Origin of the sequence: Prevotella sp. kh1p2 (assembly GCF_900111525.1) — a bacterium.
Lineage (GTDB): Bacteria > Bacteroidota > Bacteroidia > Bacteroidales > Bacteroidaceae > Prevotella.
In genome coordinates, this window is record NZ_FOHY01000006.1 from 90,446 (window position 1) to 103,810 (window position 13,365).

9 protein-coding genes are annotated in these 13,365 nt (G+C 55.9%); 5 read left to right on the plus strand and 4 right to left on the minus strand.

Annotation, left to right across the window (positions count from 1 at the left end):
* Positions 1–770: 770 nt before the first annotated feature.
* The 3 genes from secDF to BMW31_RS05080 form a co-directional block, all read right to left on the minus strand.
* A complete protein-coding gene (gene secDF, locus BMW31_RS05070) occupies positions 771–3,782 on the minus strand; it encodes a protein translocase subunit SecDF (protein WP_091821970.1) in 3,012 nt (1,003 codons plus the stop codon).
* 106 nt (positions 3,783–3,888) lie between these two features.
* Complete coding sequence (locus BMW31_RS05075; RefSeq protein WP_091821972.1) at positions 3,889–4,974, minus strand: endonuclease/exonuclease/phosphatase family protein; 1,086 nt, start codon at positions 4,972–4,974, stop codon at positions 3,889–3,891.
* The gene (locus tag BMW31_RS05080) at positions 4,971–5,903 is read right to left on the minus strand and encodes a rhomboid family intramembrane serine protease (RefSeq protein ID WP_091821975.1); all 933 of its coding nucleotides are present in this window, start codon (positions 5,901–5,903) and stop codon (positions 4,971–4,973) included. Before BMW31_RS05080 ends, BMW31_RS05075 begins: the two co-directional genes overlap by 4 nt.
* Positions 5,904–6,110: 207 nt before the next feature.
* On the opposite strand from BMW31_RS05080, the gene BMW31_RS05085 reads away from it, so the two are divergent.
* The 5 genes from BMW31_RS05085 to BMW31_RS05105 all read left to right on the plus strand — a co-directional run bounded on the left by BMW31_RS05085 (position 6,111) and on the right by BMW31_RS05105 (position 11,056).
* Entirely contained in the window at positions 6,111–6,386 is a 276-nt protein-coding gene (locus BMW31_RS05085) for an HU family DNA-binding protein (RefSeq protein ID WP_091821978.1), read from the plus strand.
* Between the two features lie 201 nt (positions 6,387–6,587).
* The gene (locus BMW31_RS05090) at positions 6,588–7,022 is read left to right on the plus strand and encodes a DUF6078 family protein (protein WP_091821980.1); all 435 of its coding nucleotides are present in this window, start codon (positions 6,588–6,590) and stop codon (positions 7,020–7,022) included.
* 343 nt (positions 7,023–7,365) lie between these two features.
* The gene (locus tag BMW31_RS05095; RefSeq protein ID WP_091821983.1) at positions 7,366–7,860 is read left to right on the plus strand and encodes a sigma-70 family RNA polymerase sigma factor; all 495 of its coding nucleotides are present in this window, start codon (positions 7,366–7,368) and stop codon (positions 7,858–7,860) included.
* Complete coding sequence (locus BMW31_RS05100; RefSeq protein WP_091821986.1) at positions 7,857–8,510, plus strand: DUF4974 domain-containing protein; 654 nt, start codon at positions 7,857–7,859, stop codon at positions 8,508–8,510. Before BMW31_RS05095 ends, BMW31_RS05100 begins: the two co-directional genes overlap by 4 nt.
* The gene (locus tag BMW31_RS05105; protein WP_091821988.1) at positions 8,507–11,056 is read left to right on the plus strand and encodes an outer membrane beta-barrel family protein; all 2,550 of its coding nucleotides are present in this window, start codon (positions 8,507–8,509) and stop codon (positions 11,054–11,056) included. Before BMW31_RS05100 ends, BMW31_RS05105 begins: the two co-directional genes overlap by 4 nt.
* Positions 11,057–11,750: 694 nt before the next feature.
* Here the strand turns inward: BMW31_RS05105 and pckA are convergent.
* Positions 11,751–13,364 (minus strand): phosphoenolpyruvate carboxykinase (ATP), encoded by a 1,614-nt coding sequence (gene pckA / locus BMW31_RS05115; RefSeq protein ID WP_091821992.1) that lies wholly within the window; start codon positions 13,362–13,364, stop codon positions 11,751–11,753.
* Position 13,365 lies beyond the last annotated feature (1 nt).

Genomic DNA, 13,365 nt, shown 5'->3' on the forward strand with positions numbered 1-13,365 from the left:
TTATGTTCAAACAGCCAAACGTTGATAATAGAATGTAACTATATTTAACATTTTAGTGCGATTTCATTACCTTTCTGGGTATTTTTAGTGAGTTTTTATTCGTTATTTCGAGGTTTTAATTCGTAACTATAAGAAGCGGGAGTGGCATCAGTTGGCTGTTCGATGTATCTTAACGGCCATAAAAGAGCTAACAAACGCTGCGGGTGGTTAAAAATTTTAAGCTCGGTTAACTTAGTTGTTTTCGCCCCTCTTGCTGACTTCCGGCGCAGGCCGTTATACGCAGCGGCCACTTGCTTTACTCCTCCCCGGTCTTGCAGGTGTAAGCTGCAATCAGTCAGACACTTACAAACAGCGAGGCAAAAGCTGCCGTTCAAGGCTCCCGAAGATGCCCTTCAAGGAGCCTGAAGGTATCACTCAACCCCCTTGAAGGGCACCTCCGGCTGAGCCTCCTTATCTCTCCCGCCTCCGATACCGCACTTATCGGGTATTCCAAGTATTGCTGCCCGTCTCCCCCTTCCTGCTTGTTGAGCCCGCTGCTGCCTTTTGGGAGGCCCGCAGCTGCACCCGCACCGCCCCTTACTCACAACAATCAGCCTGCGGCAGAACCCTTGCCACAGGTCAAACCGATATCCTCCCCCTGGAAAGGAGAGGCGGAGGGAGGGGTGATGCAACGGCGGGTAACGGGCTGCATGATGAACGGGCGAAAACAAAAAGGGCCGCACTGATGTTGCTCAGTGCGGCCCCCTATAATATAATAAGGTGTAAATTCCTTATGCGTTTGCCAGTTCCTCGGCGCTCTGTCCGCGCCGGTCGCTAATCTTTCGGCCCAACACAAGGTAGGCAATGGGCGATGCGATGAAGATGGAACTCAGCGTTCCGAACACCACGCCCAGCGTCATGGCGAAGGCGAACGGCTGGATGCTCTTGCCTCCCAGGAACAAGATGCAGAGCAGCACAATCAACGTAGAGAACGAAGTGTTGATGGTACGGGCCAGCGTCTGGTTGATGGAGTCGTTGAAGAGGGTCTGGTAATCCTGCTTGGGGTGCAGCTTCAGGTTCTCACGAATACGGTCGAACACCACCACCTTGTCGTTGATGGAGTAGCCAATCACCGTAAGCACGGCTCCGATAAACGTCTGGTCAACCTCCAGCGAGAACGGCAGCAGCCCCTTGAGCAGCGAGAACAGGCCGATTACTGTAACGGCATCAATCGCAAGTGCTACGGTTGAGCCAACGGAGAAGGCCACGTTGCGGAAGCGCAGCAGGATGTAGAGGAAGATGGCTATCAGGGCCACAATCACACTGATGATGGCTCCGTTGGTCACGCTCTTGGCTACCGAGGGGCCTACTTTTGACGAGCTGATGATGGAACCGCCCTGACGGATGTCCGGATTCTTAAACGAATTCACGTTCGGCTGGCTCACCATGCCGTGCTTCTTCAGCGTGTTGTAGAGGAGGGTCTCGGCCTCGTCGTCTACCGTAGGGCTGTTGGACTCAATCTTGAAGTTCGTAGAAACGCGGATGGTCTTGTTGTCGGTACCCAGTGAGAGGGCGCTGTTGGTGCATCCGGGGAATGCCTCGCCCAGCACCTCGCGTACCTGCTCGGGCTCCGTAGACTTCTCGAACTGCACCACATAGTTGCGGCCGCCGGTAAAGTCGATGCTCTTGTCGAGGCCGCGAACTACAAAGCTCACGCAGAACACTGCCAACGCAACGGCTGCCACGGTAAAGGTGCCCTTGTACATGGACATGAACCGGTAGTTTGTTCCCTGCATCATGTTCTTCGAAATACTTGTGTAGTACTTCAGGTTGAGCCACTTGTCGTGCTTCAGCTTGTGCTCATAGACCAGTCGGGTGAGGTAAACAGCCGAGAAGAACGAGCACACGATGCCGATAATCCACGTGGTGGCAAAGCCCTGGATGGGGCCTGTACCGAAGATGTAGAGGATGACACCGGTAATTAACGAAGTGAGGTTGGAGTCGAAAATGGCGCTGAAGGCGTTGCTGTAGCCTGCCGATACGGCCTGCTTAATGCCCTTGCCGGCGCGCAGCTCTTCCTTGATGCGCTCGTAGATGAGCACGTTGGCGTCTACTGCCGTACCCAGCGAGAGCACCATACCGGCTATACCGCTCATGGTGAGGGCTGCCTGGAACGACGTCAGGATGCCAAGAGTAAAGAACACGTTGACCAGCAGCGCGCCCACTGCTATGGAGCCCGGAATGACGTTGTACATAACGAGCATGTAGATAATCAGCAGCACGAAGGCGATAACGAACGACACGATACCCTGCTGGATGGACTGGGCACCGAGCGTAGGACCTACTACCTCCTCCTGCACAATGCGTGCCGGAGCGGGCATGCGGCCCGACTTCAGGGTGTTGGCCAGGTCCTTGGTGTCCTCAATCGTGAAGTTTCCGCTGATGGAAGAAGAACCTCCGTCAATCTCACCGTTCACACGCGGGGCGCTGTAAACGTAGCCGTCGAGCACAATGGCGATGGCCTTTCCCACGTTTGCTTTGGTGAGGGCAGCCCAGCGACGGGCACCTTCAGAGTTCATGGTCATGTTCACCTCGGGAGCTCCCGAGAGGTTGTTGAACTCGTCTCTGGCATCAGTAACAACGTCGCCCTCCAGCGGAGCGCGGCCGTTGGATGTTGTTACCTTGAGTGCGTGGAGCTCGAATATGTTCTTGGCGCCTTTTATCATGTCGGTCTGCTTGGCACTCCAGAGCAGCTTCACATCAGAAGGCAGCACCTGCTTGGCCACAGCCGAGTAGATAATCTTGTTGATGGCAGCGGTGTCGCGCACGTTGGCAAGGCCAACCATGCTGAGCTGTCCCTGCGTGGGTTGCAGCATGGCGAGCAGCGGATGCAGCTTCTTGGCAGCGGCCTCTTCGGCCTTGGTGCTCTCGGCTACGCCTGCCTGGGGCTTGTTGTCGGCACCCTTGAGCTTGAACTTGGGCTGTGCCTGGGCGGCCGGTTGTGCCTGGGCGGCAGCTGCAGCGGTATCGGCGGCAGTGGTGTCGGCCTCTGCCCCGCCATTTGCCAGCCGGCTGTCGAGCTGGTTCAGGTACGGAATAATCTCGTCGGCATTGTAGGTTTCCCAGAATTCCAGGTTGGCACTACCCTGCAGGAGCTTACGCATACGCTCCGGTTCCTTGATACCCGGCATCTCGACCATGATGCGTCCGTCCTGTCCTTCGAGCTTCTGAATGTTGGGCTGAACCACACCGAACTTGTCGATACGTGTACGCACCACGTTGAAAGAGTTGTCGATAGCCGACTGAACCTCGGCACGCAGCACCTTCTCCACCTCGGAATCGGAGCTCTGTGGGCTCACCTTGCCCTGCAGCTGCTGCGTGGCAAAGATTTCGGCCAGGCGGTGTCCGGGGGCATTCTTATGGTAGGCGTTGACAAAAAGGGTGATGAAATCACTCTGGCTGCTCTCTTCCTGAGCCCTTGCTTCTTTCATTGCTTTCACAAAAGCCACGTCGGTCTTGTGGTCGGCAAGGTTCTCCAGAACATCCGGTACAGAGATTTCAAGGATGACGTTCATACCGCCCTTCAGGTCGAGTCCGAGACCTATCTGCGTCTCCAGACACTTCTGGTAAGGATAAATGCCCAGATACTTCACGGAGTCCTTGTAGTCTTGCTGGGCGATTGGGTCCTTGAGCTTGGCTGCCTGCCTGTCGTAGTAGCCCGTGGCCACCGAGAAGGACAGGTAGAAGATGCTTGCAAGCGTCAGTAGGACGGCAATAAAAATTACTAATCCTTTGTTTTGCATTTCTTTTATTTTATTGATTTATTGTTTTCAGGTCTGCTTATAAGACGTGCAAAGATACGGTTTTTTTCACATTTAGAAAAATTTATCCTCTTTAATTATTCAATTTTTAAGGTTTGGGGCGCTTTTTCAACCAGCAGTAGATGGGATAGTGGTCGGACGACTTGATGCTGTTGTCGACCTTGCAGCCGTAGGGCTGCCAGTCCCGGGAGCACAGGATGTTGTCTATCCGCACGTAGAAACCGCTCTTGTGGTAGCTGATGCCGGGGCCGTTACCACTCTCGATGTAGCAGTCGGTGAGGTCGGTTGCCACCTTGCGGCGGGCATAGGAGAGCGGCCCGTCGTTGAAGTCGCCCACGCAGATAATGCTCTTGCCGGCGTTGCGGGCTATGTAGCGGGCCACGGCATCGGCCTGCGGAGCGCGGATGGCGGAGGCATCGGCCAGCTTGTCGATGATTCTGCGCGACTCCTGTTGCGCCGTGTCACCCTCCAGCTTGCCTTTTACGAGGCTCTTGAACTGCTTTTTGTCCTCGTCGGTGAAGCCGATTGACTCCAGATGGTTGTTGATGACAATCACCTCCTGCCCGTCTACGTCAATCTTGAAGGCGGCCGAATGGTTGCCTACCGAGGCATAGGACACCCGCTCGTGGCCCTTGATGGGGTACTTGCTGTACACCAGCATCATGTCTCCTCCGCTTTCCATGACCGATGTATCGCTGTACTGGTACACCCGCCCCAGCTCCCTGCGCAGGTTGTCCATTACTTCTTGCTCGGGTGTAGCTTCCTGCAGGCACACAATGTCGGCGTTCTGCCTGAGCAGATAGCGTGCAATGGGGTTGGGCCGGGAACGGTCTTCCCACCCTGAAAACATCCACACGTTGTACGAGAGCACCTTGATGGCGCCCTCGGGAGCCTCCCGCTGCACGTTGAAAGGTATGTACGCCCGTACAGGATGATAGCACAAGAGGTAGCCCAGCAGCGGGATGAGGGCGCCCTTGGGCTTGATGATGACCCAGAGTACGAGGAAGGCGAAGTTTACAAGCAGAAAGGCAGGGAACGCCAGGCCGGCATTGGCCAGCACGGCATGGCGCGCCGGGTTCACCACACCCGACCATCCCACCATCAGCATCAATGCTATGGTGGCCACGTTGGCCCCGGCTATCAAGCGGAGCGTGAACTTACGGAAGCCTTTCATCGCCTGTCGTTGCTTTGATCGAACAGCGTCCGTTTCTCCTCGGCGGTCAGGCTGTCGTAGCCGCTGCGGCGTATCTTGTCGAGTATGCGGTCTATCTCTTCCTGCGAAGCCTGCTTGCGGGCATTGTAGTCCCAGTCACTTTCGGCGCGGCCGCCATTGTTTTGCTGCCTGTCTTCAGGCGCCTGACGGTGCGACCGCTGCTCCCACTTGCTGCGTAAGTTGTCGAAGAACTGCTCTCCATTCGACCGCCCGTAGCCTGCCGTGGGGTGTTTCTGCCAGTAGCGTATCATCAGGAAGCCGAAGAGCATGCCCCCCAAGTGGGCCAGATGGGCCACTCCGTCGCCCGAAGACTGGAAGGCCATGAACAGTTCCAGCCCCGCATAGAGCAGCACGAACCACTTGGCTTTGATGGGAACGGGCAGCGGGAAGATGAATATACGTTCCTCGGGGAATATCATTCCGAATGCAAGCAGCACGCCGTAGATGGCACCCGAGGCGCCCACCGTTGTCCACATGTTGAGATAAGTGCCCATCGGAATCTGCTGCCCCACGGCCTGCACGTAGTCGTAGGCCGCCAGGTTCTCCACCGCATACTGCCCGTACTGCGCCAGCTCCTGCATGAGACCGGCTCCGACTCCGCAGCAAATGTAATAAAAAAGGAACTTCCGCGGGCCCCACACGCGCTCCACCACGCAGCCGAACATCCACAGGGCGAACATGTTGAAGAACAAATGGCTCCACCCACCGTGCATGAACATGTAGGTGAAGAGCTGGTACAGGTGGAAGTTTGACGCCTTGAAGAAGTGCAGCCCCAACAGGTCATTGAGGTCTACCATGCCCATCGCGCCGCCTCCCAGAGCCAGATAGGCCAGGAAAGCCAGCACGTTGATGATGAGCAGGTACCTTGTTACGGTAGGTATGTTGCGCATATTGACTTGATTCGATAATGGTTTTAAACAGTCGCAAAATTACGAAAAATATCCGTTATACGGCATAAAACAGGGGTGCAAACAACTTTTTTTCATAAAAAAGTCCACTTTTCTTTTGTTTTTGTTTGTTTTCTGAAATCTTTAACCTATATTTGTCGTCAAATAAAGGCATATATTCCATTATTAATCAATTAATAAACCAAAATTATGAACAAGACAGAATTAGTTGCAAAGATTGCTGAGGCAGCAGGCCTGAGCAAAGTAGATGCCAAGAAGGCATTGGACGCCACCACGGACGCCATTAAGGACGCACTGCTCAAAGGCGATAAAGTACAGCTCATCGGCTTCGGTACTTTCAGTGTTAACAAGCGCCCCGCACGCGAAGGCATCAATCCTTCTACCAAGAAGAAGATTACCATCGCCGCAAAGAAAGTTGCCAAATTCAAGGCCGGTGCCGAACTGGCAGACGCCGTGAACAAGTAATTGTAAGGATTATTCTACATGAAAGGCGACCCTCCGGGGCCGCCTTTTTTGTTGCTGTTCACGGCCCGCACCACCCCGGGAAGAATGCGGCAGAACCAAAGCCTGCGGCCACCGGCGGGGCCGGAAGATCCGAAAAGTGCGCCGCGGGCTTGCAACTATGAGAATAAAAACGTATTTTTGCGTCATCAAACCCACAGCAACATGGAACTCGAATACGATGAAATTCCCTCCGGGTGGCCCGTCTGTTTCCTCAACGACTGCCCCAGGCAGGACGAATGCCTGCGCCACAAGGCCGGCCTCACCCTGCCTCCCACCACCCTCCAAACGCTCGCCGTTACGCCTGCTGCACGCAAGGAAGACGGCTGCCGGATGTTCTTCCCTGTCCAGGTGGTGCGTGTTGCCCTCGGCTTCACGCGTATATTTAAAGAGGTAAAGCAGCGCCATGCCCCCGAGATGCGTGCCCGCCTGGCCCGATACCTCGGCGGCAACGGCACCTACTACCGCTACCGACGGGGCGAACGGCCGCTCATGCCCGGGCAGCAGCAGTGGATTAAAGACCTCTTCAGCAGCTACGGCTACACCGAAGAGGTAGTTTTCGACGCCTACCGGGATATCTTCCGCTTCTACAACGACTAATTACCAGACTTTTACCAACATCTGGTAAAGGCTTTACCACTATCTGGTAAAGGCATTACCAGCATGTGGTAAAGGCATTACCAGCATGGTGTAGAGGCATTACCAGACACCGGTAAAAAGTTGGTAAACCTGCTGCCGGCTGCCGGGTAACGGTCTCCGCGCCCTCTGCAGCTGGCTTCCCGAGAGCCGTTTTGCAGCCTCCGAATAGCCTGTACGCCGGCAGTTTAACCTGTCCTTGCAGCCTGCAAGCCAGCCGGAAGAACGGAGGGGCGAGGGGAAATATCACAAAAAAAATCATTGTCTTGCTTAGTTTTTTGCCCCGGCAGACTGTATATATGAGTGTATGAAGCAGAAAACAGACATCGAAAAGCTCTTTCGGAGCCACTACGAGAAGATGTACCGGCTGGCCAGGTGCATACTCTACGACCCCGAGGAGTGCCGCGACGCCGTGAGCGAGGTGTTCGCCAAGCTCATTGCCGACGGCACCGTGCTGCTGCCGGAGCGTGCGGAGGGCTACCTGATGCGCAGCGTGCGCAACCGCTGCATCAACATCCTGGCCCGCAAGAGCGTGAAGGAGCGGGCCGTAAGGCTGCTGTGCAGCGAGGCCGAAGCAGCAGAGACGGCCGACGAGAACAGCCGGCTGGAGCGGGTGATGCAGATTGTAGACCGGCTGGAACCGCCCCTGCGCCGCCGCATTCTGCAGCTGCGCTACCTGGAGGAGCTGCCGTATGCCGACATCGCCCGAGAGCAGGGAGTGAGCAAGGTGACTGTCTACAACCATCTCTCGCAGGCCATGGACTTCATCCGCGAACAGTTAAAAGAAGAAGCAAGACAATGAACAAGACCAAGGAAGACAAACGGGCAGAGTTCCTCGACATGCAGGACAACCCGCAGAAGTACACCGACAGGCAGGTGGAAGAGCTGCTTGAGGATGACGACATCAGGCAGTTTGCGGCCCTCATGGCGCTCACCAAGCGCGCCATGACAGACGACGAGGAGCGCCGGAAGGGCGTTGACGTCGAGGCGGAGTGGCAGCGCTTTGCCCGCAGTCATGCCCCCCGCCACAGCCGGTTGGTGCGGGTGGCGGCCATGATAGCCGCCATCGTGATGGCGGCGGGCATGGTTTACGCCGCTGCCATAGGGCTGGGCATGGTGCAGAATCCGCTCCGCAGGCCGCAAAAGGCACCCGCTGCAGGCTCTGCCGCAGTGGTTCAGCCGGCCGTGAGCACTGCGCCGGACACCGTGAAGACGGCCGCGGCGCCCGATACCGTGGTGTTTGAGGATGCCGAACTGGGCACCATCCTCGCGCAGATGGCCGCCTGGTACAAGGTAAAAGTGGAGATTAAGGACGGGCAGGCGGCACACATGCGCCTGTACTTTACCTGGAACAGGAAGGAGAGTCTGCAGCAGAACGTAGACTTGCTCAATGCCTTCAGCCGCATCAACATCGTCTTCACCGACAACACCCTAAGCGTACAACAGCCATGAAGAACGCCATCATTCTGCTGCTTTGCATGCTCTGCCTGCACGGCAGCGCCCAACGCGTGAGCCGGGAGTACAGAGACGTGCCGCTGTCGGCAGCGCTCAAGGAGCTCAACAGCCGGCAAGAGAGATACATCATCAACTTTATCTACAACGAGCTGGAGGACTTCCGCGTAACCACCTCCGTACATAACCTGACGGTGCCCGATGCCGTCAGGCAGCTCATAGGCTTCTACCCGGTGCAGGTAACGCAGGTGGGCAGCGTGCTGCTGGTGGAGTGCATGCAGAAAACCGACAGCCGGTACAAGGGCCGCATCGTCGATGAGAACCGGCTGCCGGCCGAGTTTGCCAACGTTGCCCTGCTCTCGCCGGCCGACTCCAGCATCATAGGCAGCGGCGTGAGCAATGCCGACGGCTACTTCGCCATACCCTGCAGCGCCCCCGGAGTGATTGTGCGCATCAGCTACGTGGGCTATAAAACCATCATGCAGCCCTGCAACAGCACCGATATGGGCACCTTCACGCTGCAGCCGGAGCAGCAGTTGGTGCGCGGAGTAACCGTGAAAGGCTACCGCCCACAGTACAAGATGACGCGCGGCGGACTGGCAGTTGACGTGGAACACTCGCTGTTGAGCCGGGCCGGAACTGCCGGCGACGTGCTCCGGATGCTGCCGCGCGTGAACGTGAACGTAGATGGAGAGGTCTCGGTCTTTGCCAAGGGCACGCCCGAAATTTACATCAACAACAAGCTGGTGAGGGATAATGCCGAGCTGACGGAACTCAAATCGACCGACATTCGCGACGTCGAGGTCATCACAAGCCCCGGAGCAAGGTACAACGCAGCCGTAAAATCGGTTATCAGAATTCGCACCAGGCGAACCGAAGGCGACGGATTAGGCATCAGAACCGAAACCAACGTGAAGTACAACAGCCGCCCGGGCGGGTACGAAGAGGTTGACCTGAAGTACCGGCACAAAGGATTGGAGCTCTTCGGCAACGCCGGCATCAGCACAATTTACGGCGGCGAGGACAACACGGTGAGCACGGAACTGCGGCTGCCCACCCACATCACGAGGGTAGTTACGGGCGCCGACACCTACTACCGCTCAACTTCGGCCAACGCGAAGGTGGGCTTCAGCCTCGACATCGGGCGCAACAGCTCGGCCGGAGCGTACTATTCCGTAGCCCGGAGGCTGTACGGAAAGGGCCATTCGGTAAACAACAAGCAGGAAGTTTGGCGCGACGGCAACTATCAGGGACTATCGGACGAAGATATAGACATCAGCACTCCCTTCGGCCCCCAGCACGAACTCAACGCTTACTACATGGGCCGCGCAGGCAAACTGGGCATCGATGCCAACGCTACTTACCTGTGGCGGAAGAGCGGACGCACCGACCACTGGGTTGAAACCAGCCCCTCACTGGGCAACCGCACCGTGAGCACCTACAACATGAGGCACAACCACATGTCTGCCTTCAAGCTGGCACTCGACCATCCCGTAGGCTCCGGCAGCGTAAGTGCAGGCGTAGAGTACACCCACACCAATACACACGACACGTACGAGAACCCCGAACAGTACGTTGACAACTCCGTGAACGACATCAGGGAGACCAACCTGGCGCCCTTCGTAAGCTATTCGGTCAAGCTGGGCAGGTGGAGCATGGACGCCGGACTGCGCTACGAGCACGTAAAGTCGGACTACTATGCCTTCGGAACGAGAGAAGCAGAGCCCAGCCGCACGTACAACAACTGGTTTCCCAACCTCTCGGCAGGCTGGAACGGCAGGCTGCTAACGGTTCAGCTCTCGTACGCCAGGAAGATAAACCGCCCCTCCTATCTCGACCTGCGCAACAATGTGCAGTACCTGGGGCGCTATCTCTACGAGGCCGGCAACCCCTACCTGCGCCCCGTCATCGAGCATAACGTGGAGCTGAACGCCGTGTACAGGTGGCTCTCCGTTACCGCCGGCTACAATTACGACAACGATTACATAGGCTACTTTGCCAGTCTTTACAACGGAGAGGAGACCGAACTGGTGCAGAACCGCAACTTCAGCCACAGCCAGAACGTATATGCAACCATCGTGGCCTCGCCCAGGTTCGGGTTCTATCAGCCCATGCTGGAGGTCGACTTGGCACAAAATTTCTTCCATGCCACAAGATACGGCGGGCTGAGAGACCTGAACGACCCGTCTGCCTCCATCCGGCTGAACAACAAGTTCGTAGTCAGCGACCGCAGCTTCTTTACCATCAACATGGTGTATAACAGCGAGGCGAACTCCGATTTCGTGAAGACCAAGGCTTCCGGTTCGCTCGATGTAAGCTACTCACTGAGCCTGCTGCGGCGGGCCCTGCTGCTCAATGTCTATGCCTTCGACATCCTCAAGACCCGCCGCAGCGCGTGGACACAGTACGGACAGCAGGTGGTGAGCAGCAAGGATAGCTACGAGTACACGCGCCGCATCGGCATCACGCTGACCTACAACTTCAACCTCGGCAAGAGCAAATATAAGGGCACGGGTGCCGGAAACGAAGAGAAAAAGAGACTGTAGGCCACGCGCAGGGGTGGCGCAGGTGGCCTTCGGGAACTTTCGACACTTGTCGCACAATCGTGTGACACTTGTCAAACAATCGTGCGACAAGTGTCGAAAGTTCCTCACCCTGCCCTTCAACACCCGCCGGCGGCAGCACCGGCACCCGCAGAGGAATGCTCCGGGCGCCTTTTCAGCGGCCTGCAGACAGGCTTCCCGCCTCCACGCACAACGCGCGGAGTCGCAAATCAAGAACATGACAGGGAAATTTGGAGGTCTTCCCCCCATAAACAAAAAAAAGAGGACTACACGAATCGCTCGCACAGGCCTCCTGAAATTCTCATGTTATCGAATGTTGGTATGAACCAGAGTGATGACACTCAAGATGGCCGCAACCGCGACCCCAACCAACAGAACAGTTGTTTCTGTATCTAATAACATAATCTTTACCTTAAAAATCTATCAAACTACTAACCTAATGAAATTACAAATGTATTCTCTCGAACACGTTGCAAAGGTAGCGATTGCTGCCGAGAGCGCAAACATTTCTGCTGCTTTTTTATCCTGAAGAGCTGTTTTATTGACTTACATCAAAGGCACCGGCACCGCCGGCAGCACCAAACGCAAAAAGAAAAGCGCCGTAGGAGAATTGCTCCTACGGCGCCTTATATAGATGAATGGAGCCTACGTGAGGCTCACATCGCCATTACTCTGCTTAGAGCTGCGGGCCTGCAGCAACGAGAGCCTTGCCGGCTTCGTTGCCTTCATACTTCTTGAAGTTCTTCACGAAGCGTGCAGCCAGATCCTTGGCCTTCTCGTCCCACTGTGCTGCAGCAGCATACGTGTTGCGCGGGTCGAGGATGTTGGTGTCAACACCCTTGAGCTCCGTGGGCACAACGAAGTTGAAGTAAGGAATGGTCTTGGTAGGAGCCTGGTCGATGGAGTGGTCGAGGATGGCGTCAATGATGCCGCGGGTATCGCGGATGGAGATACGCTTGCCGGTTCCGTTCCAGCCTGTGTTCACCAAGTAAGCCTTGGCTCCGCTCTTCTCCATGTGCTTAACGAGCTCCTCGGCGTACTTGGTCGGGTGCAGTTCCAGGAATGCCTGACCGAAGCAAGCGGAAAAAGTAGGAGTGGGTTCGGTAATGCCTCGCTCTGTTCCTGCAAGCTTTGCAGTGAAGCCGGAGAGGAAGTAATACTTCGTTTGTTCGGCATTCAGGATAGATACTGGTGGCAGTACGCCGAATGCGTCGGCAGAAAGGAAGATGACCTGCTTGGCAGCGGGACCCTCTGATACGGGGCGCTGTATCTTCTTGATGTGGTAGATAGGATAAGAAACGCGGGTGTTCTCGGTCACACTCTTATCTGCGAAGTCAATCTTTCCGTCCTTGTCAACGGTCACGTTCTCCAGCAGTGCGTCGCGTGTAATGGCGTTGTAGATGTCGGGTTCGCTCTCCTTGTCAAGGTTGATGACCTTGGCGTAGCAGCCGCCCTCGAAGTTGAAGACGCCGTTATCGTCCCATCCGTGCTCGTCGTCGCCGATGAGCAGGCGCTTCGGGTCGGTAGAGAGAGTGGTCTTGCCGGTGCCGGAGAGGCCGAAGAAGATGGCGGTGTTCTCGCCGTTCATGTCGGTATTGGCCGAGCAGTGCATGGCAGCAACGCCCTTGAGCGGGAGGAAATAGTTCATCATGGAGAACATACCCTTCTTCATTTCGCCGCCGTACCAGGTGTTGATGATTACCTGCTCCTTGCTTGTTACGTTGAAAACAACGGCTGTCTCGGAGTGCAGGCCGAGCTCTTTCCAGTTCTCCACCTTTGCCTTAGAGGCGTTGTAAACGATAAAGTCGGGCTCCTGCTCGAAGTCGGCCTCGTTCTGCGGGCGGATAAACATATTGGTTACGAAGTGTGCCTGCCATGCAACTTCCATGATGAAGCGTACCTTCATGCGGGTGTCCTTGTGGGTTCCGCAGAAGCCGTCGACAACATAGAGCTTCTTGTTGCTAAGTTCCTTCTTGGCTATTTCCTTCACGGCAGCCCATGTCTCCTTAGAGGCACGGTGGTTGTCGTTATGATATTCCTCTGAATCCCACCACACGGTGTCGTGCGAAGTCTCATCATCAACGATGAACTTGTCCTTGGGTGAACGGCCGGTGTACACACCCGTCATTACGTTTACAGCTCCGAGTTCGGTCTCCTGACCAACTTCGAAACCTTCGAGGCCTTCCTTTGTCTCCTCGTTAAACAACACTTCGTACGAAGGGTTGTACAGAACTTCTGTCGTTCCTGTGATTCCGTACTTTGCAAGTACGCTCTTGTCAAACTTTGCCATT

Excerpts from the sequence above, each read along its gene's own strand:
- secDF (WP_091821970.1), bottom strand. The coding sequence starts at position 3,782 with ATGCAAAACAAAGGATTAGTAATTTTTATTGCCGTCCTACTGACGCTT.
- BMW31_RS05075 (WP_091821972.1), bottom strand. The coding sequence starts at position 4,974 with ATGAAAGGCTTCCGTAAGTTCACGCTCCGCTTGATAGCCGGGGCCAAC.
- BMW31_RS05080 (WP_091821975.1), bottom strand. The coding sequence starts at position 5,903 with ATGCGCAACATACCTACCGTAACAAGGTACCTGCTCATCATCAACGTG.
- BMW31_RS05085 (WP_091821978.1), top strand. The coding sequence starts at position 6,111 with ATGAACAAGACAGAATTAGTTGCAAAGATTGCTGAGGCAGCAGGCCTG.
- BMW31_RS05090 (WP_091821980.1), top strand. The coding sequence starts at position 6,588 with ATGGAACTCGAATACGATGAAATTCCCTCCGGGTGGCCCGTCTGTTTC.
- BMW31_RS05095 (WP_091821983.1), top strand. The coding sequence starts at position 7,366 with ATGAAGCAGAAAACAGACATCGAAAAGCTCTTTCGGAGCCACTACGAG.
- BMW31_RS05100 (WP_091821986.1), top strand. The coding sequence starts at position 7,857 with ATGAACAAGACCAAGGAAGACAAACGGGCAGAGTTCCTCGACATGCAG.
- BMW31_RS05105 (WP_091821988.1), top strand. The coding sequence starts at position 8,507 with ATGAAGAACGCCATCATTCTGCTGCTTTGCATGCTCTGCCTGCACGGC.
- pckA (WP_091821992.1), bottom strand. The coding sequence starts at position 13,364 with ATGGCAAAGTTTGACAAGAGCGTACTTGCAAAGTACGGAATCACAGGA.